General features: G+C 47.4%; 16 protein-coding genes. 6 read left to right on the top strand and 10 right to left on the bottom strand.

What is annotated here, in order from left to right; all coding sequences use genetic code 11:
* Positions 1-43: 43 nt before the first annotated feature.
* The 5 genes from carB to gloB all read right to left on the bottom strand — a co-directional run bounded on the left by carB (position 44) and on the right by gloB (position 8,842).
* Entirely contained in the window at positions 44-3,307 is a 3,264-nt protein-coding gene (gene carB, locus ICN46_RS08620) for a carbamoyl-phosphate synthase large subunit (RefSeq protein ID WP_216207413.1), read from the bottom strand.
* Positions 3,307-4,491, bottom strand: a complete 1,185-nt coding sequence (gene carA, locus ICN46_RS08615) for a glutamine-hydrolyzing carbamoyl-phosphate synthase small subunit (protein ID WP_216207522.1) — start codon at positions 4,489-4,491, stop codon at positions 3,307-3,309. Before carA ends, carB begins: the two co-directional genes overlap by 1 nt.
* Positions 4,492-4,729: 238 nt before the next feature.
* Positions 4,730-6,613: a propionate--CoA ligase gene (locus ICN46_RS08610; protein ID WP_216207410.1), complete on the bottom strand. Its 1,884-nt coding sequence runs from the start codon at positions 6,611-6,613 to the stop codon at positions 4,730-4,732.
* Between the two features lie 25 nt (positions 6,614-6,638).
* On the bottom strand, positions 6,639-8,051 hold the full coding sequence (locus ICN46_RS08605) for a transglycosylase SLT domain-containing protein (RefSeq protein ID WP_255538812.1): 1,413 nt from the start codon (positions 8,049-8,051) through the stop codon (positions 6,639-6,641).
* Positions 8,033-8,842: a hydroxyacylglutathione hydrolase gene (gene gloB / locus ICN46_RS08600; protein WP_216207406.1), complete on the bottom strand. Its 810-nt coding sequence runs from the start codon at positions 8,840-8,842 to the stop codon at positions 8,033-8,035. The genes ICN46_RS08605 and gloB overlap by 19 nt, the downstream gene beginning before the upstream one ends.
* Before the next feature lie 6 nt (positions 8,843-8,848).
* Between gloB and ICN46_RS08595 the strand changes: the two genes are divergently transcribed.
* The 5 genes from ICN46_RS08595 (at position 8,849) to dnaQ (ending at position 15,353) form a co-directional block, all read left to right on the top strand.
* The gene (locus ICN46_RS08595; RefSeq protein ID WP_216207403.1) at positions 8,849-9,655 is read left to right on the top strand and encodes a class I SAM-dependent methyltransferase; all 807 of its coding nucleotides are present in this window, start codon (positions 8,849-8,851) and stop codon (positions 9,653-9,655) included.
* A gap of 13 nt (positions 9,656-9,668) precedes the next feature.
* Positions 9,669-10,124: a ribonuclease HI gene (rnhA, locus tag ICN46_RS08590; RefSeq protein WP_216207400.1), complete on the top strand. Its 456-nt coding sequence runs from the start codon at positions 9,669-9,671 to the stop codon at positions 10,122-10,124.
* A gap of 103 nt (positions 10,125-10,227) precedes the next feature.
* On the top strand, positions 10,228-11,544 hold the full coding sequence (locus ICN46_RS08585) for an efflux RND transporter periplasmic adaptor subunit (protein ID WP_216207395.1): 1,317 nt from the start codon (positions 10,228-10,230) through the stop codon (positions 11,542-11,544).
* Complete coding sequence (locus ICN46_RS08580; protein ID WP_216207391.1) at positions 11,541-14,639, top strand: efflux RND transporter permease subunit; 3,099 nt, start codon at positions 11,541-11,543, stop codon at positions 14,637-14,639. The genes ICN46_RS08585 and ICN46_RS08580 overlap by 4 nt, the downstream gene beginning before the upstream one ends.
* Entirely contained in the window at positions 14,640-15,353 is a 714-nt protein-coding gene (dnaQ, locus tag ICN46_RS08575; protein WP_216207388.1) for a DNA polymerase III subunit epsilon, read from the top strand. It begins immediately after the preceding gene.
* Here dnaQ and ICN46_RS08570 read toward each other — a convergent pair.
* The 3 genes from ICN46_RS08570 to ICN46_RS08560 form a co-directional block, all read right to left on the bottom strand.
* On the bottom strand, positions 15,338-17,416 hold the full coding sequence (locus ICN46_RS08570) for an O-linked N-acetylglucosamine transferase, SPINDLY family protein (RefSeq protein WP_216207385.1): 2,079 nt from the start codon (positions 17,414-17,416) through the stop codon (positions 15,338-15,340). The genes dnaQ and ICN46_RS08570 overlap by 16 nt on opposite strands.
* Before the next feature lie 19 nt (positions 17,417-17,435).
* Positions 17,436-18,527 carry a tartrate dehydrogenase gene (locus ICN46_RS08565; RefSeq protein WP_216860329.1) on the bottom strand — a complete coding sequence of 364 codons (1,092 nt, stop codon included), beginning with the start codon at positions 18,525-18,527 and terminating at the stop codon, positions 17,436-17,438.
* A 62-nt stretch (positions 18,528-18,589) separates the two neighbouring features.
* Positions 18,590-19,249 carry a SprT family zinc-dependent metalloprotease gene (locus ICN46_RS08560; RefSeq protein WP_216207381.1) on the bottom strand — a complete coding sequence of 220 codons (660 nt, stop codon included), beginning with the start codon at positions 19,247-19,249 and terminating at the stop codon, positions 18,590-18,592.
* Between the two features lie 69 nt (positions 19,250-19,318).
* On the opposite strand from ICN46_RS08560, the gene ICN46_RS08555 reads away from it, so the two are divergent.
* Entirely contained in the window at positions 19,319-20,629 is a 1,311-nt protein-coding gene (locus tag ICN46_RS08555; RefSeq protein ID WP_216207377.1) for an amidase, read from the top strand.
* A gap of 21 nt (positions 20,630-20,650) precedes the next feature.
* On the opposite strand, the gene ICN46_RS08550 is transcribed toward ICN46_RS08555, so the two are convergent.
* Both ICN46_RS08550 and ICN46_RS08545 read right to left on the bottom strand, forming a co-directional pair.
* On the bottom strand, positions 20,651-21,628 hold the full coding sequence (locus ICN46_RS08550) for a Bug family tripartite tricarboxylate transporter substrate binding protein (protein WP_216207374.1): 978 nt from the start codon (positions 21,626-21,628) through the stop codon (positions 20,651-20,653).
* A 20-nt stretch (positions 21,629-21,648) separates the two neighbouring features.
* Positions 21,649-22,770: an NADH:flavin oxidoreductase/NADH oxidase gene (locus ICN46_RS08545; protein WP_216207372.1), complete on the bottom strand. Its 1,122-nt coding sequence runs from the start codon at positions 22,768-22,770 to the stop codon at positions 21,649-21,651.
* Positions 22,771-22,805 lie beyond the last annotated feature (35 nt).

The raw sequence follows: 22,805 nt of genomic DNA, 5'->3' as shown, positions 1-22,805 counted from the left end.
GCTGTTCATGCGCAAAATTACGCGTTGAAAACTTGATTTTAGATTAATTGAGCGTCCGATGTAAATTTTGTAAGGAATAAACCTCAAGAGAATCCTTGCTACCGTCTTGAGACGCCATCAATCCATCCATGACTGCACGCGCAGCACTGATAGTTGTGTAGTAGGTCACATTATTTGCTTGTGCACTAGTTCTAATGGAGCGTGAGTCAGCGATCGCAGTTCGGGTTTCATCCACCGTGGTAAAGACCAAGGAAATCTCCCCGTTCTTAATCAAGTCAACAATATGAGGACGGCCATCCTTAACCTTGTTTACCACCCGAACTGGCAAGCCAGCCGCCTCAATTGCGGCAGCAGTTCCTTTGGTAGCCACCATCGGAAAGCCCAGCTGGTGTAACAGCTTAGCCACTTCAACCGCTTTTGGCTTATCGCTATCTTTCACAGTTAGGACTACTGTACCGCTTTTAGGCAATTTAATGCCAGCACCGAGCTGAGACTTAAACAGTGCCTCGCCAAAGGTCTTACCGACACCCATAACCTCGCCGGTAGAACGCATCTCTGGCCCAAGGATGGGATCGATTCCGGGGAACTTGTTAAACGGAAATACCGCCTCCTTCACCGAGAAGTAAGGCGGCTTCACCTCAGCCTTAATACCCTGCTGGTCTAAAGTCTGCCCAACCATGCAACGCGCTGCAATCTTAGCCAACTGCAAGCCAGTGGCTTTAGACACAAATGGCACAGTGCGGGATGCGCGTGGATTAACTTCTAGTACATAGATAACGTCTTTACCATCAACATTCTGAATTGCAAACTGCACGTTCATCAAACCAACTACATTTAAACCTTTAGCCATAGCTGCAGTCTGACGCTTAATCTCCGCTACCGTCTCATCTGAAAGCGAATACGGCGGCAACGAGCATGCAGAGTCTCCGGAGTGAACTCCGGCCTGTTCGATATGCTCCATTACACCGCCAATAAAGACGCGTTGGCCATCGCTAATGCAGTCCACATCGCACTCAATCGCATCGTTTAAAAAACGATCAAGCAAAACCGGCGAATCATGCGAGACCTTCACAGCCTCACGCATATAACGCTCAAGGTCACGGCCATCATGGACTATCTCCATTGCGCGTCCACCTAAAACATAGGATGGACGAACAACCAATGGATAGCCAATTTCTTCGGCAAGCACAAGGGCCTCATCTTCAGCACGAGCGGTGCGATTGGGCGGCTGACGCAAGTTCAAGTCTTGGAGTAACTTCTGAAAACGCTCACGATCTTCAGCGGCATCGATCATGTCTGGTGATGTGCCAATGATCGGAACGCCGTTTGCCTCTAGATCCAAAGCTAACTTCAAAGGCGTCTGACCACCATACTGAACGATCACACCCTTAGGCTTTTCTTTGGCAACAATCTCCAATACATCCTCAAGTGTTAATGGCTCAAAGTACAAGCGATCGGAAGTGTCGTAGTCGGTAGAAACGGTTTCGGGGTTGCAGTTGACCATGATGGTTTCATAACCATCCTCACGCATTGCCAGGGCAGCATGAACACAGCAGTAATCAAACTCGATACCTTGACCAATACGGTTTGGCCCACCACCAAGCACCATGATTTTGTCGCGGTTTGTTGGCTGTGACTCACACTCACCATGCTCTGCTTCATAAGTGGAATACAAATAAGCAGTATTAGTTGAAAACTCTGCCGCGCAGGTATCAACCCGCTTGTATACAGGCACTACTTTTAAACGATGACGTGCAGCCCTTACAGAAGCGGCATCAACCCCCAACAGTTTGGCTAAGCGACGATCAGAGAATCCTTTTTGCTTCACAAAACGCAATTCCGCCGCAGACAATGCGTCGATCTTGCGGAGTTTGAGCTCTGCTTCAATTGAAACCAACTCTTGAATTTGCTCCAAAAACCAAGGATCGACCTTAGTCTCGGCATATACCTCATCAAGATCCATGCCCATACGGAAGGCGTCACCTAGATACCAAATACGGTCTGGGCCAGGCTCACCAATTTCTTGAATGATGTCGTCTAGGTCGGTTGAGAATTCGTCTAAACCATCAACACCAACTTCTAGACCACGCAAGGCTTTTTGGAAAGACTCTTGGAAAGTGCGACCAATTGCCATGACTTCTCCAACCGACTTCATCTGCGTGGTTAAACGCGAATCTGCTTGTGGAAACTTTTCAAAAGCAAAACGCGGAATCTTGGTCACAACATAATCGATTGAGGGCTCAAAGGAGGCAGGCGTTGCACCACCAGTAATATCGTTCTTTAATTCATCCAAGGTGTAACCCACAGCCAACTTTGCAGCAATCTTCGCAATTGGGAAACCCGTTGCTTTTGAGGCCAAAGCGGATGAACGTGAAACCCGTGGGTTCATCTCAATCACAACCATGCGGCCATCAACAGGATTAATCGAGAACTGCACATTCGAACCGCCAGTATCTACACCAATCTCACGCAATACTGCAATCGATGCATTACGCATCAATTGATATTCTTTATCAGTCAAGGTTTGGGCTGGGGCAACAGTAATTGAGTCGCCAGTATGAACGCCCATCGGGTCCAAGTTTTCAATTGAACAAACGATGATGCAGTTATCAGCACGATCGCGCACCACTTCCATTTCAAACTCTTTCCAACCAAGCAAAGACTCTTCAATTAAGAGCTCGCGCGTTGGCGATAAATCCAGACCCCGCTTACAAATCTCTTCAAATTCTTCGCGGTTGTAGGCGATGCCACCACCTGATCCACCCATCGTAAATGAGGGGCGAATAACTACTGGGAAACCTAAACTGCCTGTCTCCCGTTGAATATGTTGTTGAACTTCATGCGCCTCATCCATTGAATGCGCAATACCTGACTTCGCAGAGCCCAGACCAATCTTGGTCATTGCATCTTTAAATTTCTGACGATCTTCTGCTTTATCGATTGCCTCCGGAGAGGCGCCGATTAATTCGCATCCGTACTTTTCCAGAATGCCATGACGATGCAAATCCAGAGCGCAGTTCAGGGCAGTTTGACCACCCATGGTTGGCAAAATTGCATCCGGTTTTTCAGTGGCAATAATGCGCTCAACCACTTCCCAAGTGATCGGCTCGATGTAAGTCACATCAGCCATCTCGGGGTCGGTCATGATGGTGGCGGGATTGCTGTTCACCAAGATCACTTTATAGCCTTCGTCACGCAAAGCTTTGCAAGCCTGAGCGCCAGAATAGTCAAACTCACAAGCTTGACCAATCACAATCGGCCCAGCACCAATAATTAAGATGCTCTTAATGTCGCTACGCTTAGGCATTATTTGCCCTCCTTCTTGGCAGCATTCATGAGCTCCACAAAACGATCAAATAAATAGGCAACGTCATGCGGACCAGGTGAAGCTTCCGGGTGACCTTGGAAACACAATGCTGGCTTATCTTTCCAGGCAAGCCCTTGTAAAGATCCATCAAACAAAGAAACATGTGTGACACGAATGTTGTCAGGCAATGAATTGGCATCGACCGCAAAGCCATGGTTTTGAGAGGTAATCGCTACGCGCCCAGTATCAAGATCCTTAACAGGGTGGTTTGCGCCATGATGGCCAAATTTCATTTTCAGGGTCTTAGCACCAGCGGCTAAGCCCATAATTTGATGGCCCAAGCAAATACCAAAGGTTGGTACGCCCTTCTCAATAATTTCTTTTGCGGCAGCAATCGCATAATCACAAGGACCAGGATCACCAGGACCGTTTGAGAAAAATACGCCATCAGGATCCATTGCCAAAACTTCACTAGCGCTGGTTTGCGCAGGAACTACGGTTAATTCGCAACCACGCTCTGTAAGCATGCGCAAAATATTACGTTTCACACCAAAGTCATAAGCCACAACCTTTTTAACGGACTTACTACCATCTAATGTTTTATATGCAGGCTTATCGTTAGGGCCATGCAATACCCACTCGGCCTCACGCCACTGATAAGCAGTCTTCGTTGTAACCACTTTTGCAAGATCCAAACCAGCCATACCAGGGAAAGCTTTTGCTAGCTCTAGCGCCTTTTTAGCCAGCACCTCAGCATCATCCCCTTGTTTTCCAGCCACTATTGCACCAGACTGGGCGCCCTTATCACGCAGAATACGGGTCAGCATACGGGTATCAATACCAGAAATACCAACAACACCGGCTTTTGCCAGATAGTCTTCAAGACTAGATTCAGAGCGAAAATTGGAAACTCGGCGTGGTAGATCCTTAATTACAAGACCAGCCGCATGAATTTGCTCAGATTCAGCATCTTGCGCATTTACACCAACATTGCCGATATGGGGGTAAGTCAAGGTGACAATTTGGCGAGAATAGCTCGGATCGGTAACGATCTCTTGGTAACCAGTAAGCGCGGTATTGAAAACCACTTCTCCTGCAGTAGAGCCAGGGGCGCCAATGCTAAAACCAGGAAATATAGTGCCGTCGGCTAGAGCCAACACGGCGGGGGGAAAAGAAGGAAGCAAGGGTGACAAACCATCTCCAGTCCCTGCTCCATCCGACGCTCAAAACCCTCAAAAAAGACTAACCCGAGGCTGTTTGTGCGGGAGGTGAGTGTCTTTAAGCGCTAGGGTATTTAATAAGTTTCGAACCTAGCAATGATACCAGTTTTGTCTCGTAAACCCTTGAGTGCCCAGCCCATTGGGCTTGGGAGCTAAACACTTCTCCCAACCCTATAGCCAAGTGAGTGTTTTAGTCTACTTCTTAAGGTTTTGCGCTTTGCTCTATGGTGGCTTTAATTTGAGCCAAAACGGATTGATCTTCCATGGTGCTGATATCACCAGGATCGCGCCCCTCAGCAACTGCCTGTAAAGAGCGTCGCACAATCTTGCCAGAGCGGGTCTTTGGCAAAGCCGTCACTACGTAAACCCGACCAGGGCGAGCAATCGCGCCTAATGTGGTGTCCACCGTCTTCATGCACTCAGCCTCCAAAGTGGCTGTATTGGTAACATCCTTGGGAATCACAAAAGCAATCGCAGCCTGTCCTTTGAGTTTGTCTTCAATGCCAACCACCGCCACTTCAGAGACGTTCGGATGACTAGAGATACTCTCCTCGATTTCGCGAGTACCTAAGCGATGGCCAGCCACGTTAATCACGTCATCGGTGCGACCTAGGATAAAGAAGTAACCATCTTTATCTTTGATACCCCAGTCAAAAGTGGAGTAGATGGTCTTGCCTGGAATGGTTTCCCAATAGGTACTCACAAAGCGCTTGTCATCACCCCATACGGTTTGCATGCATCCAGGAGGCAAAGGACCTTCAATCGCAATCACGCCCTTCTGGTCTGGACCCAACTCTTCTGTAGTCGCATCATCCAAGAGTTTCATGTTGTAGCCAAACGAAGGCACGCCCGGCGAACCAAATTTATGCGGCATGACTTCTACGCCACGCTGGATAGCCAGCATCGGCCAACCGGTTTCTGTTTGCCAGTAGTTATCCACAATGGGCTTATTAATCGCCCCATGAATCCAAGTTGCCGTTGGTTCATCCAAAGGCTCGCCAGCTAAAAACAAGGCCTTCAAACTAGATAGATCATATTTAGTCAAAAATGCAGGGTCTTGTTTTTTAAGAACGCGCACTGCGGTTGGTGCCGAGAACATCACAGCAACTTTATATTTTTCAACCAACTGCCACCAGATACCTGCGTCAGGACGAAGTGGTGTGCCTTCGTACATGATGGTTGCCATGCCGTTGATTAATGGCGCATAAATGATGTAGCTATGCCCCACCACCCAGCCAATGTCCGAAGTACAGAACATGGTTTCGCCTGGCTTGCCACAGAAGATGTGGTTCATGGTTGCAGCTAAGGCTACTGCATATCCACCGGTATCGCGTTGCACGCCTTTCGGCTTGCCAGTAGTACCCGATGTATAAAGGATGTATGAAGTATGCGTTGCATCAACCCATTCCACTGGAACAATATCGTTCATGTGTTTTTGGCGTTCTGTGGCGTAATCCAAATCACGTCCTGCAACTGTTGTGAACTCTGTTAAGCCACGATTCACAATCAGTACTTTTTCTGGTTTGTAGTTTGCTAGAGTAATCGCCTCGTCTAATAGAGGCTTGTAAGGTACAGCCTTACCGCCACGAGCCCCTGCTTCAGAAGTCACAATCATTTTCGGCTTTGCATCATCAATACGTGATGCCAAGCTATGCGAGGCGAAGCCACCAAATACTACCGAGTGAATGGCCCCAATCCGAGTACAAGCGAGCATAGCAAAACAGGCTTCAGCAATCATCGGCATATAAATGAGCACACGATCGCCCTTTTGAACCCCATTGGCTTTATAAATCGCAGCCATACGATTGACTTCTTCGTAGAGCTCTTTAAATGTGTAGGTTTTTTCTACATTGGTTTCTGTAGACACTGCCACCAAGGCAAGTTGATTTGGACGATCCTTGAGATGGCGATCCACTGCGTTGTAGCAAAGATTGGTGATTCCACCCTCAAACCATTTTGCAAAAGGAGGTTTGTCGTAACTCAAGACCTTGTCGAAGGGCTTTTCCCAATCAATGAGCTTTGCCTGCTCCCCCCAAAAGCCATCTGGGTCTTTAATGGAGCGTTCGTGTTCTGATTTATAGGACATGATCAACCTAAATAATGAAGTGGATTTATTGGACTTTGCTGACCCCTTTACTCACTGAGGTCTTAACAGGACTATTTTTCGCAGATTTTGCAAGCCCTGTCGATGCGGATTTATGCTGAGATGCAGCATTATTTCCAGGGGAATTACCCTTAGTATCACCTTTGACCGACTTTACAGGGGGACATTTAGCCCCTTTTTTACACTTTTGAGCCTGTCTAGGTGGTGGCGGTGGCTTGTCCAAGCTCAAGCTAGCGTTATCGGCAAGCGCCACCGATACATCGCCAGGACGTCGACTTGTTTTCGGAATGATCACTGTTGAACCAGCCCGAATCCTCATCCCCTTCGGAATACCATTAACACTTCTCAAAGTATCGACCTCAACACCTAGGGTTTTAGCGGCCTGATCAACCAACTCGGTCTTGCTGACCTGAACCGCAGTCCAAGACGAAAGCGGTTTGGTGTAATTCTTCAAATTCTCTTGAAACACCTCTGCATGACCAAATGGCAACAAGATTTGCTGGCCAGCAGCAGCCAAAATTACGGGCTTGTTAAATGAAGGATTGAGTACCTGAAATTCTTCAGAAGGTATTTCAGCCAACTTAGTTACTAATGCAACATCGATATCGTTGTTAACATCGATCGCCACAAAGTAAGGATGATTCTCAAGGTCAGGCAGAACGATGCCATAAGCGTCCGGATCTGAAACGATCTGACGATAAGCCATTAACTTAGGAACATAGTTCCGCGTTTCTTTTGGCAACTGCAAACTTTCATAATCAATTGGCAAACCCGCTGCAAGATTTCTTTTTTGAGCCTTGGCAATGTTTCCTGCACCCCAGTTATAGGCTGCCAACGCAAGCTCCCAGCTACCAAATTGATTATTAAGCCTTTGCAAATAATCAAGCGCCGCATCTGTAGATTGCAATACATCACGCCGCTCATCCCTAAAGACGTTTTGCGTCAAGCGAAAATCCTTACCTGTGGCCGGCATGAATTGCCAGAGGCCCATCGCCTTAGCGCCTGACTTCGCTTGAGGAACAAAGGCGCTCTCTACAAATGGTAGCAAAGCAATTTCAGTCGGCATATTGCGGGCATTAACCTCTTGAACAATATAAAAGAGGTAGCGCGAAGAACGTGCCATGGAGCGATGAACATAATCCGGTTTAGAACTGAGCCACCGCACCTGCTCGATCTCGAGTGGCGAGTTCATAGGCTCCATCTGAAAACCATCGCGAATCCGAAGCCATAAATTACTAGATGGCGCATACACCTTGCTAACGGACTGACTATTTAAATTAATGCGGGGAGCCTTGCCAGCCCGTGGATTGGTTTTTGTGGGCACCTCCGATGACCAGTCGCCGGTGCTAGCGCATCCAGACAAGGCAGCAATCATGAAGACTGCCGCATATTTCCACCACATCAGAATCGATCTTTCCATGCACGAATTGCTGCAAGCACATGTGCAGGCGTTGGCAAACTAGCCTCGCCAGAAATACTTAAAGCAGAATCAAGCACCTCCTTCGCATCGCAACGCATGAAAGGATTTACCTGCAACTCTTGACCAATCGTCGTTGGCAAGGTTGGCAAGTGCTGATCACGCAACTCTTGCGCTCTTTGCGCCCAAGACAGTAGATTGGCATTATTGGGCTCCACCGCTAAAGCAAAGCGAATATTGGATAAGGTGTACTCATGAGTACAAAAGACCAAGGTATTTTTCGGCAACACTGCAAATTTAGCCAACGACTGGCTCATCTGAGTTGGCGTGCCCTCAAATAAACGCCCACAGCCAGATGCAAATAAAGTGTCGCCACAAAATAGCATTGGCTCTACAACATTAGCTTGCATGTTGGCAAAGTACGCTACATGGCTGAGGGTGTGCCCTGGAACTTCAAAGACCTTTAGGCTAATCCGAGGCCTGCTGATTTCTACTGAGTCACCTTCCATGACTGCCTGAGTGCGCCCCGGAATATCAATGGTGGCAGGACCATATACCGGAATGGCAGTATTGAGTGTTTGCAGTAATTGTAAGATTCCACCCGTATGATCGGCATGATGATGGGTAATCAAAATCCCCGTCAAAGTCAATTTGTGTTCCTGCAAATATTGCAGCACCGGAACGGAATCCCCCGGGTCGACCACCAAAGCTGATTCACCATCATGGATACACCAGATGTAGTTGTCATCAAAGGCCGGGATAGGCCAAACTTGCAATAAAGTATTCTTCACCATAGACCGATGATACCAATCCCACCTCCTCCCCCTCAGTCACCAGCACCGCCATGGAGCTCATGGGAGAAATGGCTGCAATCTCCACCGGGAAGATATGTGCTTGCCTGGGAGCAAAAATGCTTTGATAAGATTGTGTCTGATGTTTTTGGCTTTTATGCCGTTCAGGTCGGCATGCCCCAATTCAATGCCCTTGCAGAAAACCGCATGCCTTTACATGCGCTGCTAATCCAATCAAATGACAGCTTCGCATCTGCCGCACGTTTTAATTGGCACCCCATAGAAGGTAACCCCAATGAACTCCCCTTTGCTAACGAGAGTGTCGACCTACTGGTGCTGCCGCATGTGCTCGAATTTACCGCTGATCCACACCAGGTTCTACGCGAGGCAGAACGTGTTCTGCGACCAGAAGGTCGGCTGGTCATTTCGGGATTTAATCCCGCCAGCCTCTGGGGTGCGCGGCAGTACCTAAGTCACCTCTTTGGCAACCCTTACCTACCGCGCGATGGCCAATTTATCAGCATTTTCAGAGTAAAAGACTGGCTACAACTCCTGAACTTTGCACTCGATCGAGGCCATTTTGGTTGCTATAAACTCCCGCTCCAAGGCCAATCTGGCATGGCGCGGATGGATTTCCTTGAACCCATGGGTAACCGCTGGTGGCCGATATTCGGGGCAGTCTTTCTGGTTTCCGCAATTAAGCGCCAAGCAGGGATTCGCCTCGTGGGCAAGGCCCCAACAAAACTCATTCCCGCTATGCCGCAGCTAAGTCAGGCGGCTGAACGCAATAAACTCAATAAGCAAGCGAAAGACTGATTAGAGTATCAATATGCCTCATACCAAAACCCTTCCCCACATTGTGATTTATACCGACGGCGCCTGCAAAGGTAATCCAGGCCCAGGGGGTTGGGGGGCAGTTTTACGCTCTGGAGACCATGAGAAACACCTTCATGGCGGTGCAGAGCTGACTACCAATAACCGTATGGAAATTAGCGCGGTGATACATGCCCTCAAAGCACTCAAACAAACCAGTACCGTCGAACTTTGGACCGACTCCCAATATGTGCAAAAGGGGGTTACAGAGTGGCTTGAGGGCTGGAAAAAGCGCGGCTGGAAGACAGCCAGTAAGGATCCCGTCAAAAATGCTGATTTATGGCAGGAATTAGACGCCATTTTGCCAAGTCACCAGATCTCTTGGCACTGGGTTAGGGGTCACAATGGCCATCCTGGAAACGAGCTTGCAGATATGCTGGCCAATCGAGGGGTTGAAGAATTTCTTCCTTGAGGGGTAAAAACCCCGTTTTATAGGCTTATGAGAGAATATGCGAGCTAGCAGAACTGCTATAAATTCTGCGAAAACAATATAAATCAAAAGAAAAAACGAGACCGTGTCAAAAATTGAAAATTTAGCCAATAAGCTATTAAATAAGTTACTAACACTGAAAAACTGGGGTTTGGCTCAGCTGTGCTCGCTATGGCAAAAATACTCCCCCCAACTCAAAAAAATAAATTTTGCCCAGGTAAAGGCTTTTACCCTGAAATATAAGTGGCGCATCTTGGCAGTCATTATTGCCCTTTACGCCCTTTCAAAAGCATATGACTACTTTTTCCCGGCAGCCGATAAAACAGGTGGTCCAATCACCGTAACCACGATAGTGGTTGAGAAAAAAGATGTTCCTCTAGTTTTAGAGGCTACTGGCACCATTGTCTCGAACAATATTGTTGATATTCGCCCAATGATTACCAATACAGTCACCAAGATCTTAGTAAAAGATGGCCAAGAGGTGAAAGCTGGAGACTTGTTGTTTCAGCTTGACGATCGCAACGACAAAGCCACCTATGAAAAACTCAAAGCGTTGGCAGACGATGCTCAGAGTCAATATCTTCGCGCTAAAGAGTTGGTCGCCAAGAACTTTATCTCCAAAGCAGGCTTAGAAACTTCTTCAGCCAACGCCAAATCCGCAATGGCTGCTGCTAAAGCTGCGGAAGCACAGCTTTCATTCGATTACATCCGCTCACCAATTGATGGTCGTGCCGGCATTGTGAACGTCTTTCCTGGCTCCCTGGTACAGGCAAGTAACGTTGTCTCGACCGCCACTAGCTCTACCGCTACATCGAGCGTTGGTGCCATGGTCACGATTACGCAATTAAATCCCATTAATGTGCAGTTTGTTATTCCTGAAAAAGATATTCCCACCCTACTAGAGAATCAACGATCCAGTGATGTACTCAAGGTGTTGGTAACTGTTGGCGATGCCAGCATGAAGACTTATGAGGGTAAGGTACTAGTAATTGATAACCAGGTGGACCCCTCGATTGCAGCCGTTCGAGTCAAAGCCCAAATCCCTAATGATGCAATGACGCTTTTGCCAGGTCAGTTTGCGCGGATCTCGCTCGTAGCAAGTGACCTCAAAGATTCCTTGGTTGTGCCTTCCCAGTCAATTATCATGAACTCAAGAGGCAAAATTGTTTACATCGTAGATAAAGATGGCAAAGCAGTTTCAAAACCCATTAAGGTTGCCTACGAATACCAAGGCTCTGCAGTTGTCTCTGGAATTGAGGTCGGCGATAAAGTGGTTGTAGAAGGAAAACAAAATCTGCGTCCAGGCAGCAAGGTACGAGAAGCAAAAGAATCTGCGTCAGGCGCCGTTCCAGCAAAGCCTGCGGCAAACTCAACAACCCCTTCAGCAGCAGATAAAAAATGACGCTTTCCGAGCTATGTATTCGTCGTCCTGTAATGACGACCTTGCTGTCATTAGCAACGGTCGTAGCAGGCTCTATCGCCTATCTTAAGATCCCCGTTGCGGCCCTTCCCAGCTTCAACTCGCCGATTATTTCGGTCAGCGCCACCCTGCCAGGAGCATCACCCGAGAACATGGCTGCATCGGTAGCCCTACCATTAGAAAAAGAATTTTCAACGATTGATGGCATTACCGTCATCAGTTCAACCAACTACCTCGGTAGTACCAACGTTACGCTCGAGTTCAACAACAACCGCGATATTGATAAAGCCGCCGTTGACGTTCAAGCCGCTCTTTTAAGGGCACAAAAACGCATGCCGATAGAGATGACGATTCCGCCATCCTATCGAAAGATTAATCCGGCAGATACCCCCGTCCTCGTCGTGAGGATGCAGTCACCATCAATTAGCTTATCTGAGCTCAATGCATTCGCTGAAAATTTACTATCCCCGAACCTGTCAACTATTAGTGGTGTTGCGCAGGTGCTGGTTTATGGAGCAAAGCGCTATGCAGTTCGAGTACGTATTCATCCTGATGCACTCAGTAACCGTAACCTCACTGTTGATGATGTTGCCATTGCGATTAATAAAGCTAACTCCAATAGCCCTGTTGGCGTTTTGGACGGGCCACGTCAAGCCATCACTATTTATGCCAATCCACAGCTTGTCAGGCCTGAAGAATTTGCCAATCTCATCATTAGCCAAAAAAATGGCTTGCCAATCTATTTGAGGGATGTGGCTGAGGTAGTTGAAAGCTATGAAGATGTCAAAAACTTTGCAAGTGCTAACGGCGAAAGATCCATTGCGATTGCTATTTTGCGTCAACCCAGTGCCAATACAGTTGAAGTGGTTAAGTCTGTAAAAGATCTCTTGCCTGAACTGCAAAAACAAATGCCTGCGTCGATCACCATGCAACTACTCAACGATCGCTCACTGTCGATCATCGAGGCAATTCATGATGTCAACTTAACTTTGGCTTTGACTGTTTTATTGGTTGTGTTGGTGATCTTCTTATTTTTAAAACACATCTCGGCAACTATCATTCCTTCAATCAGTCTACCGATTTCTTTAATTGGCGCCTTTTTTCTACTGTACTTTTTGGGCTACAGCTTAGACAACATCTCCCTCCTAGGTATTACATTGGCCGTAGGTTTGGTCGTTGATGATGCAATTGTGGTGCTCGAAAACATCATGCGCTACATTGAAGAAGGCATGGACCCTCTTAAAGCCTCCCTCAAAGGCAGCAAAGAAGTTGGCTTTACGATTATTTCAATCTCCATTTCTTTGGTGGCAGTTTTCATTCCACTTTTCTTTATGGCGGGTCCGATTGGCCTCCTCTTTAGAGAATTCGCGGTAGTAGTATCCCTCTCTATTTTGGTATCAGCAATTGTGTCCCTCACTGTTGTACCAATGCTCTGTAGTCGCTTTCTACCAAAGCCTGGGCAACACGCCAAAGAATATGCAATTAATCGGAAGTTTGATCGCATATTTGATTGGATGCTTAAGACCTACATTCATTTTCTAGACTTAGCCCTACATAACCGCAAGAAAGTATTGTGGGGTGCTATCGCTAGCTTTTTTATCACCATCGCATTATTTATCAGTAGCCCTAAAGGCTTCTTCCCTGAGGAAGATATTGGGCAAATTCAGACAACCACAGAAGCTTCTGAAGATATTTCCTTTAAAGCAATGATGGCCTTACAAGATCGCGCCGCTGCAATCGTTAGTGCCGACCCTAATGTCGATAGCTCTATCTCGGTCGTCGGCGGTGGAGCGAGCTCTGGCGGCAATACTGGCAGGATATTTATCATTCTCAAGCCAAAAAACGAGCGCGCCAAAATGTCGCAGGTCATGGAAGGCTTGAGGGCAAAGTTCAAAGAAATTCCGGGTCTCAATGTCTACATGCGTCCGATCCAGAACTTACAACTCGGCGGTCGCGCAAGTAAGAGTCGTTATCAATTCACCCTGCAAAGTGTTGGCTTTGAAGGTGTCAACGAGTGGTCGGATAAGCTGATGCAAAAACTGCGTAGTGACCCGATGTTCCGAGATGTTACAAGCGACTCGCAAATTAAAGGGTTAAATGTAAAGATTGATATCAATCGCGAAAAGGCTGCGAGTGCTGGCGTTACTATTGCAGATATTCGTACTGCCCTCTATACATCTTATGGCGAAAAACAAGTATCGACTATCTACACGCCGGTTAATACTTACTACGTCATCATGGAGGCAGCCGAAGAGGATCGTCAATATGAGACCGACTTAAACAAGATTTTTGTCCGAGGCCGTGTAACAGATAAGCTCATTCCGCTTTCTAGCATCGCCAGTTTCACTAGATCGGTTGGCCCAACGGCTGTAAACCATCAAGGACAAATTCCTGCGGTTACTCTGTCCTTCAACCTCGCACCTGATGTCTTCCTTGGTGATGCCACAAAGAAAATTGAGGCCTACACAAAAGAGATTGACCTCCCCCCTTCAATCATCACCAGTTATGGCGGAGATGCTGCAGTCTTTAAAGATAATCAATCAGGTCAGGTGATCTTAATCTTGGCAGCGCTGGGCGTTATTTACATTTTGCTGGGTGTTCTATACGAAAGCTATATTCACCCACTCACCATTTTTGCGGGTCTACCATCCGCAGCGATTGGCGCAATTCTGTCACTGCGCATCTTTGGCTTTGAATTAACCATCATTGCCTCTATTGGTATTTTGCTCTTAATTGGTATCGTCAAGAAGAATGCTATTTTGATGATTGACTTCGCGCTAGATGCTCAACGAAATCAAGGGATGACACCAGAAAAAGCCATTCGTGAAGCCTGTATTTTGCGTTTCCGCCCCATCATGATGACTACTTTTGCTGCACTGATGGGGGCCCTACCGATTGCATTTGGTATCGGCGCTGGCGCTGAATTACGACAACCGCTGGGTATTAGCGTGGCCGGTGGGCTGATTTTTTCACAATTTGTAACATTAATTGTCACTCCCGTGATTTATCTTTACCTTGATAAATATGCTGGTAATGGCCCAATGGAAATCCCGGCTTCTGTACTAGAGGGTACATAAATGCGCCAGGTTATTCTGGATACCGAAACCACTGGCTTAAACCCAGCGACCGGTGATCGCATTATTGAAATTGGTTGTGTGGAAATGGTCGGCCGCCGCCTAACGGACCGCACCTTCCACCACTACATTAATCCAGAGCGCGATATTGATGCGGGCGCATTTGCGGTTCATGGACTTTCTCGAGAGTTCTTGTCCGATAAACCCATTTTTGCCAATGTTATTGAAGAGCTCATAGAGTTTGTTGATGGGGCAGAAATCGTCATTCATAACGCACCCTTCGACTTAGGGTTTCTGGATAATGAATTTGCCCTGCTTAAGCGTCCTCCTTTCAGAGGGCTGGCATCGAAGATTACCGATACCCTATTAGATGCCCGCCAGATGTTTCCTGGCAAACGCAACTCTTTAGATGCACTTTGCGATCGATTTGCGATCAGCAACAAGCATCGCACTTTGCACGGCGCCCTACTCGATGCCCAGTTATTAGCAGAGGTCTACCTATCGATGACACGTGGTCAAGAAGACCTTACTATCGATCTGGTAGATTACACCGTCAACACCGACTCCAGCGGGCATACCAAACCCCTCCCAAGCAATCTAAAACTACTAAAAGCGAGCGCTGAGGATTGCGGTATTCATGAAAAGATTTTGGCAGAAATTACCAAAGCCAGCAAGAAAGATTCCGTCTGGAGCGCAGAAAATCAGGTGGCTAGCTGATTAGCGCGCTCTCGTAGAAGCTTCGCATATAAGCCTTCTAAATCTTTTACATATTGCTTGGTATTAAATAATGGGCTCTGGTAGCGATGAGCCTCTAAGCGATCTTTGATTTCTTTTACACGTTCTGGATGGCTGGCTAGCTCAAGAGCCTTTGCAATATATTCATCATCGGAATTGACAATCAAATCAGCAAGCCCCAGGGATGCAAGCTGACTGGCGGCAACCCTACCGGCGAAAGTATGCCCCATGGTTGTGAGGACTGGTACGCCAGCCCATAGCGCATCTGCAGCTGTAGCGTGTGCATTGTAGTTGGGAGTATCAATAAATAAATCTGCCAAGCGCAGGCGACTTAAATGATCCACCCTAGCCGGAACGCGCGTGGCAAAGACCAGTCTTGAGGGATCCACGCCTTGCGCCCGAGCCTCCTGCTGGAGATTAAGCATTGCGTTACTAGACAGTTTGGATAGCCATAAGACACTGCCTGGGACTTGTTTTAGCAAGCCCATCCACCTACTAAAAATGGGTGGATTAATTTTGTAAGCATTGTTAAAGCAGGCAAAGATAAATCCCGTTTCTGGGAGCCCTTGGCTAGCCCTCGTTGGTAAACCCCCTAACTGCTCAGGGCTAATGCTGGTATCTACCGGGAAAAAGGAGTTCGGCAGATAGGCGATCTTCTCGCTATAGCAAGCCCGATGTTCTTCTGGGATGGTGACTTGATCCGCTATAAGGTAATCGTAAAACTGAGCCCCAGAGGTGCCAGCATAGCCAAGATAGCTGACTTGCAGGGGCGCAAGATTTCTGGCGAATAACTCGGTTCTTGCTCCTGAAGTATGACCATTCAGATCCACTGCAATATCAATCCGACTTTCCGTAATCAAGGCTTGAGCTGCAGGATCACTTAAACCGTACAAGCTAAAGGTCTTATCAAATAAACCAAGCAACCCACTCTCAACAGCATCACCAGTCGGGGTATTTAAAAAGAAGCCAAAAACCTCAAAGGTAGATCGATCGTGCAAGCGAATTAGATTTTCCATCAAGATGCCAACGGGGTGATCCCTGAAATCCGATGAAAAATACCCAATCCGGATTTTTTCACTAGGGCTTTTCTCTAGTAATGGAAATGCATTAGGAGCATTCGATGGGCAACGATCGGCGACAAAAATTTGCGCACAGTGTTTTTGTAGAACAAGTGATGCCGATGTTTGGAGTAATGCAAATGGAATACATACGGAGTGGTTTTGCTCCACCAAATCCAACATTTTTTTAACCGCTGCTTCAACACCATCCCAATTACACGAGGTCAATTTTGCCGCCAAAAATTGGCCCATCAAATACGGGTGCAGCGGTTTTAGTGCAAACGCTTTTTCATAACAATCAAAAGCCTCATCGCCTTTTTTAAGCTCAAGCAAGGCATTGCCCAGATTAGACCAAGCCTCACCGTAATTTGGATCTAAGGCTAAAGCTTTTTCATGAGCAAAACGAGCATCCTCGAAGTTTCCTAATTTAAAAAATGCATTGCCGCAGTTTGTCCAAGCCTCTGCATAATTGGGATTCAATTTCAGCGCCTGCTCATAACTCGCAATCGCTTCACTTACATAACCCAATTCAGACAATAAATTGCCCTGATTGGAGAATGCTAGAAAGTAATCGGGCTGTAATTCAATTGCCTTTGCATAACAGGCGGAAGCCTGATCGTATGACTTCAATTTTGCGTAAGAGGTCCCCATATCCGTCAATATCTGCGGATGGTTTTTAACTAGATGAGTGAGTTTTTCATAAGTCTGCACTGCGTCAGCAAACAAACCTGCCCCATGCTGAGCTTTGGCTAAATTGGATAGAAGCTCAGGGTTTTTGGCATCCTGTAAAGCAGCTTTTGAGAGCGGGGCTACCGCTTCGGAACTGCGACCCTGCATAGCCAGAGTCAAACCCTGCACTTGGAGTGCAATTAAATCTTTGGGGTTAATGCGGAGAATGGACTGAGCCATTCTCTGCGCAGGTTCGAGACGCTGTTGCTGAAAGTCCAGCAACATCTGCTGGACTAAAGGCGCATACGGCTGTGCCATTGAAAAAAACTAGCTAATATTAAATCGCAGCAGCAATCGCTTTTCCAAGGTCATCAGTCTTTGCTGTTCCACCAAGATCTGGAGTCAAGGGAGCGTGCCCTGGACCTGCAGCCAATGTTTTTTCAATCGCCGTAAAGATCGCCTTACCAGCCTCTGGGTAACCTAGGTGATCTAACATCATTGAACCACTCCAGATTTGACCAATAGGGTTAGCAATCATTTGGCCGTAAATATCTGGGGCTGAACCATGCACTGGCTCAAAAAGCGACGGGAACTTGCCTTCTGGATTAATGCTTCCTGAAGGAGCAACCGCAATCGTGCCGGTACATGCTGGACCCAAGTCTGAGAGAATGTCGCCGAATAAATTACTTGCTACCACGACATCAAAACGATCTGGGTTCATCACAAAATGAGCAGCCAAAATATCAATATGGTATTTGTCCGTTCTGATATCTGCAAACTTCTTAGACATGGCTTCAACACGCTCATCCCAATAAGGCATGGTGATCGCAATACCATTAGACTTCGTCGCAGAGGTAAGATGCTTTTTAGGACGGCTCTGAGCCAAATCAAAAGCGTATTGCAAAATACGATCAACGCCTTGGCGGGTAAAAATAGATTCCTGAATCACAAACTCACGATCAGTGTCTGGGAACATTTTTCCACCAACGCTAGAGTACTCACCTTCGGTGTTTTCACGCACTACAAAGAAATCAATATCGCCAGGCTTGCGATTTGCCAATGGGCAAGGCACTCCAGGTAGCAGGCGCACTGGGCGCAAATTAACGTACTGATCAAAGCAGCGACGGAACTGAATCAAGCTACCCCATAGAGATACGTGGTCAGGCAGAATACTAGGCATACCCACTGCGCCGAAATAGATTGCGTCGTATTTCATCAAGGTATCAAACCAGTCATCGGGCATCATCTTGCCGTGCTTCAAGTAATAGTCGCAACTGGCAAAATCAAAATGATCAAACTGCATACCAATACCAAATTTTTTACTTGCAGCCTCTAATGCACGTACGCCCTCAGGCATTACCTCTTTACCAATGCCATCACCAGCGATAACAGCAATTTTTGGGTTTTTAACGATCTTGTTGGATTTCATATTGTTTCAGTCTCTTGAAATGGATTGTTCTAATTGGTGCTTTGATTTTACTAGCTTATTTATTAACTAATCGCGCGCCTAATTTCGTCGGCCTTTGGTTTGTCACCCTTAATCGACTCGCTATCGTGATCCGCAGTGTTCTCAATGGTTTCAGGAACTGCCTCCTGCATCCGAATATTGTCTTTGGGGCAGATGGGGGCGCCATAGCTAGCCCAACGCTTTAGCAGAGTCACTTCATAGCCGCATTGGCCACATTTAGCCTTACTACGACTAGCGTTACTTGGTCGTGGGGGTGGAAAAACAATGGCTTGGTGTGGATATGGGCCCAACTCCTGGCTAATCATCATGAGCCTAACAACCAGAGCCTCTGTGGCATGGGCCATACGAGCAGGCCCCTCGAGCCCGACAGTTTGCGCAATACCCTTGAAATCCTCGCCGTGACCACTGAAGCAGTCGTCAACGGCATGGCAAAGCTCATGAACCAAGGTATCTAACAACTGAACTGGATCATCTAACTTAGGAGATATAAAGATCTCATTGACGCCGCCACCAGAGCGCTCTCTAGGCCAGCATTGGCCAAGGGTTGTTCTTGGGCTACTGGAGGCTGGAAATCCACAAGAAACTCGAACCGGTGGAATGGCGTAACCCGCTTTTGAAAAGACGGGCTCTAGGTGCCTTACAGCGTCTTCTAGCCAAGCTTCACGTACTGAATGTTGCTTCATATTGCGTATTTCTAGGAATAATTAAAAAGGTAAATTGCGATCATACGCCACCAAAAGTAGAATAGGTCCATGAAAGATCTAGAAAGCCTTACCGCATCTCAAGCGGCAAATGCCCTTGCGAAAAGAGAGATTAAAGCCACCGACCTTTTGCTGGCTTGCCTAGACCGGATTGGCCAAAGAGAAAGCACTGTCAAGGCCTGGGTAAGCCTTGGGAAAGAGAATGCCTTAGCTAGAGCAAGAGAGCTCGATAAGGGGGCAATTAAGGGCCTTTTACATGGCCTACCTATTGGAGTTAAGGATCTTTTTGACACCTTTGACCTACCCACCTCCTATGGTTCACCAATTTATAACAATCACTACCCTGCAACCGACGCCGTTTCTGTAGCACTCATGCGCCAAGCCGGCGGAATTATTCTGGGGAAAACGGTCACCACTGAATTTGCAACCTTTAAGGTCCCAGTAACCACCAACCCACACGATCCCAAATACACCCCGGGCGGCTCCTCCAGCGGATCAGCTGCGGCGGTTGCCGATTTTATGGTGCCACTTGCTACAGGTAGCCAAACAGCAGGCTCGATTATTCGACCAGCTTCATTTTGCGGGGTGATTGGCTACAAGCCAAGCTACGGAAAAATCAGTACGGGTGGAGTTAAAAGTCTGTCCCCAATTCAGGATACCTTGGGGTGTTTTGGCAGGAGCGTTGGGGATGTCGCCTTGGGAGTGGCGGCAATGAGTGGCGATCACTCGCTAGCCAACATTACAGACCTACATAACAAACCACGAATTGCAATCTGCAAAACGCCAGATTGGGGGCTCACTCAAAAAGAAACTAGGGCCGCTTTAGCGATTGCCCGCTATGCGGCGGAAGTCATCGCCAAGGGCGCGGTTGGCGACCTAAAGTTGCCCACATTATTTGATGATTTTTCACAGACCCAAGCTCGCATCATGGGAGCCGAGCTATCGCGCACCCTAACCTTTGAGCGCATGCGCTTCCCTAAAAAATTAAGTCCGCAAATTACCAAGCAACTTAATGAAGGTGCTGCAATTTCTTATGAGCAATATACAAAAGATCTACTGCTGAACCAAGAGGCGCATGCCGCTATAGAACTGATATTTAGCAAGGATGTTGATCTCATCATCGCACCAAGCGCAGCTGGGGAGGCCTTAATTGCAAAAGAAGGCACAGGGAATCCCATCTTTTGCAGAATCTGGACCTTGCTCGGTCTACCTTGTATTAACCTGAACATTACCAGCGGTCCTACTGGCCTACCAGTTGGGGTGCAGTTGATTGCAGGCCCCGGGAAAGATCATTTCTTGTTAAGTGCAGCCAGAGCATTTGCACGCTCGCTCTCTGATCCCGTGATGCGGGATCAGGCTTAGTGATGAAACCCTAAAGACTGATTAATCAAGCGTAATATTGGCCGACTTAATTGCCTTATTCCAGAATGGCAACTCCTTCTTTAGTAAGGCATCCATTTGGCCCGGCGTGAGATAGCGCAACTCTACACCTGCAACTTCAGCACGCTCCTTAACCTCTGGTAGTACCAAACTCTTTTTGACATCCTCGCTCAACTTAGCAATGACCGAGGTAGGTGTCTTAGCTGGTGCATATAAAGCGACCCAAGATTCCAGCTGGAAATTAGGCAGACCAGCTTCAGCAGTTGTAGGTACATCAGGCATGCCAGGATGGCGTGTTTTACCAGTAACGGCCAGCGCTTTTAACTTTCCACTCTGAACATGCTGCATCACCGACGGTGGCGTCGTGATGAACACTTGTACCTGACCTGCTAGCACATCTTGCACTGCAGGCCCAGAGCCTTTATAGGGAACATGCACCATCTCTACGCCAGTAATTTGCTTAAATATTTCTGTACCAATATGCGAGACCGAACCGTTGCCTTGTGATGCATAGTTCAGCTTACCCGGATTGGCTTTAGCATAGGCAATAAATTCTTTGAGATTATTGACTGGCACAGAAGGGTGCACAGCGATTACATTGGTAGACACTGTCAACAGTGCTACGGGTGAAAAATCTTTAATTGGGTCCCATGGCAATTTGTCCATTAAGGCGGGATTTCCTACATGGTAGCCAGAGTAAGAAATCAACAAGGTATAACCGTCAGGCTTTGCCTTAGCAACATATTGATACGCAGTATTCCCGCTCGCACCAGGTTTGTTATCTACGATCACTGCTTGACCCGTTAATCTCGTTAGCGGCTCACTTAATAAGCGCGCCGAAGTATCGACTAAGCCACCTGGGGGGTTTGGTACAACTAAGACAATCGGATGATCTGGAAAAGATTGTGCATGCGCAAGACCTGCGCCTAAGATCATTAGGAGTGCTGAAAAAAACTTCCGAAGTGTGTTGACTGCATTCATATTGATTCCCCGTTTAATTTCTATCGTTGCCCTACCTTAACATCACCAAAGATAGCTTGCGCTTCACGCGGTAAGCAACGCCAATACTGCTCCTGAGAAGCTACCGTACCATCCAAAGCTGCTGCCGCCTCCCAGCCCCAGCGTGGCTTGTATAAAAAGGCACGCGCTAGGGCAATTAAATCAGCATCCCCGCGCTCCAGGATCGCTTCAGCTTGGTGGGGGTCAGTAATTAAACCAACGGTCATCGTTGGTAAACCCGCCATGTCTTTGACAGTCTTTGCAAAAGGAACCTGATAATTTGGACCAATTGCAATTTTCTGCTTTGGAGAAATACCGCCAGAGGAGATGTGAACAAAATTACAGCCGAGCGGCTTTAAACGCGCAGCAAACTCTGCAGTCTCTTCTGGTGTCCAGCCACCCTCAATCCAATCTGTTGCAGAAATCCGTATTCCTAATACACCTTGATATGCCGCACGCACCGCCTTAAATAACGCAAGCGGAAAGCGGATACGGTTTTCAAAAGAACCGCCGTACTGGTCGGTACGTTGATTGGCGATCGGAGATAAAAATTGATGCAATAGATATCCATGGGCACCATGCAATTCGATTCCGTCAACCCCTACCCTGTCGGCACGTTGCGCCGCCTGAACAAATGCCTCAATCAAGTCTTGCAACTCTACTGTTGAGAGCTCATGCGGTAAGCGCTCTCCTTCCAATTGGGCAATCGCAGAAGGGGCTTTAGTCTCCCAGCCGCCTTGATCTACTGAAAGCAATTGACCACCATCCCAAGGGCTTGCACTTGAGGCTTTGCGCCCTGCATGCGCCAGTTGAATAAACACCGGCATTGCAGGTGCCAATTTGCGAGCCCTCTTTAATGTATTTTTTAGGGCAACTTCTGTCCGCTCATCCCATAAACCAAGACAGGCTGGAGTAATGCGCCCTTCGGGCGTAACCCCAGTAGCCTCAATAATGAATAAAGCAGCTCCACTATTGAGCAAGTTTCCCCAATGCATTAAATGCCAATCAGTTGCCTCACCATTGACTGCGGCATATTGGCACATAGGTGCAACAACAATTCGGTTAGCAAGCCTCAATGGTCCTCGAGGCGAATTGAGGGTGTAGCTTGAAAATAATAGACTCATGGGTGAACCTTTTCGAAGACAGCTAAATACACATA

The organism is Polynucleobacter sp. Latsch14-2 (assembly GCF_018881925.1).
GTDB lineage: Bacteria > Pseudomonadota > Gammaproteobacteria > Burkholderiales > Burkholderiaceae > Polynucleobacter.
The sequence above is the reverse complement of the archived record's forward strand: the minus strand, read 5'-3'. Positions and strand labels throughout refer to the sequence as shown.

Coding starts and splice junctions, on each gene's coding strand:
- ICN46_RS08595 (WP_216207403.1), top strand. CDS start 8,849: ATGATACCAATCCCACCTCCTCCCCCTCAGTCACCAGCACCGCCATGG.
- ICN46_RS08555 (WP_216207377.1), top strand. CDS start 19,319: ATGAAAGATCTAGAAAGCCTTACCGCATCTCAAGCGGCAAATGCCCTT.
- rnhA (WP_216207400.1), top strand. CDS start 9,669: ATGCCTCATACCAAAACCCTTCCCCACATTGTGATTTATACCGACGGC.
- ICN46_RS08605 (WP_255538812.1), bottom strand. CDS start 8,051: ATGGAAAGATCGATTCTGATGTGGTGGAAATATGCGGCAGTCTTCATG.
- ICN46_RS08550 (WP_216207374.1), bottom strand. CDS start 21,628: ATGAATGCAGTCAACACACTTCGGAAGTTTTTTTCAGCACTCCTAATG.
- ICN46_RS08570 (WP_216207385.1), bottom strand. CDS start 17,416: ATGGCACAGCCGTATGCGCCTTTAGTCCAGCAGATGTTGCTGGACTTT.
- ICN46_RS08560 (WP_216207381.1), bottom strand. CDS start 19,249: ATGAAGCAACATTCAGTACGTGAAGCTTGGCTAGAAGACGCTGTAAGG.
- dnaQ (WP_216207388.1), top strand. CDS start 14,640: ATGCGCCAGGTTATTCTGGATACCGAAACCACTGGCTTAAACCCAGCG.
- gloB (WP_216207406.1), bottom strand. CDS start 8,842: ATGGTGAAGAATACTTTATTGCAAGTTTGGCCTATCCCGGCCTTTGAT.
- ICN46_RS08565 (WP_216860329.1), bottom strand. CDS start 18,527: ATGAAATCCAACAAGATCGTTAAAAACCCAAAAATTGCTGTTATCGCT.
- ICN46_RS08545 (WP_216207372.1), bottom strand. CDS start 22,770: ATGAGTCTATTATTTTCAAGCTACACCCTCAATTCGCCTCGAGGACCA.
- ICN46_RS08610 (WP_216207410.1), bottom strand. CDS start 6,613: ATGTCCTATAAATCAGAACACGAACGCTCCATTAAAGACCCAGATGGC.
- carB (WP_216207413.1), bottom strand. CDS start 3,307: ATGCCTAAGCGTAGCGACATTAAGAGCATCTTAATTATTGGTGCTGGG.
- ICN46_RS08580 (WP_216207391.1), top strand. CDS start 11,541: ATGACGCTTTCCGAGCTATGTATTCGTCGTCCTGTAATGACGACCTTG.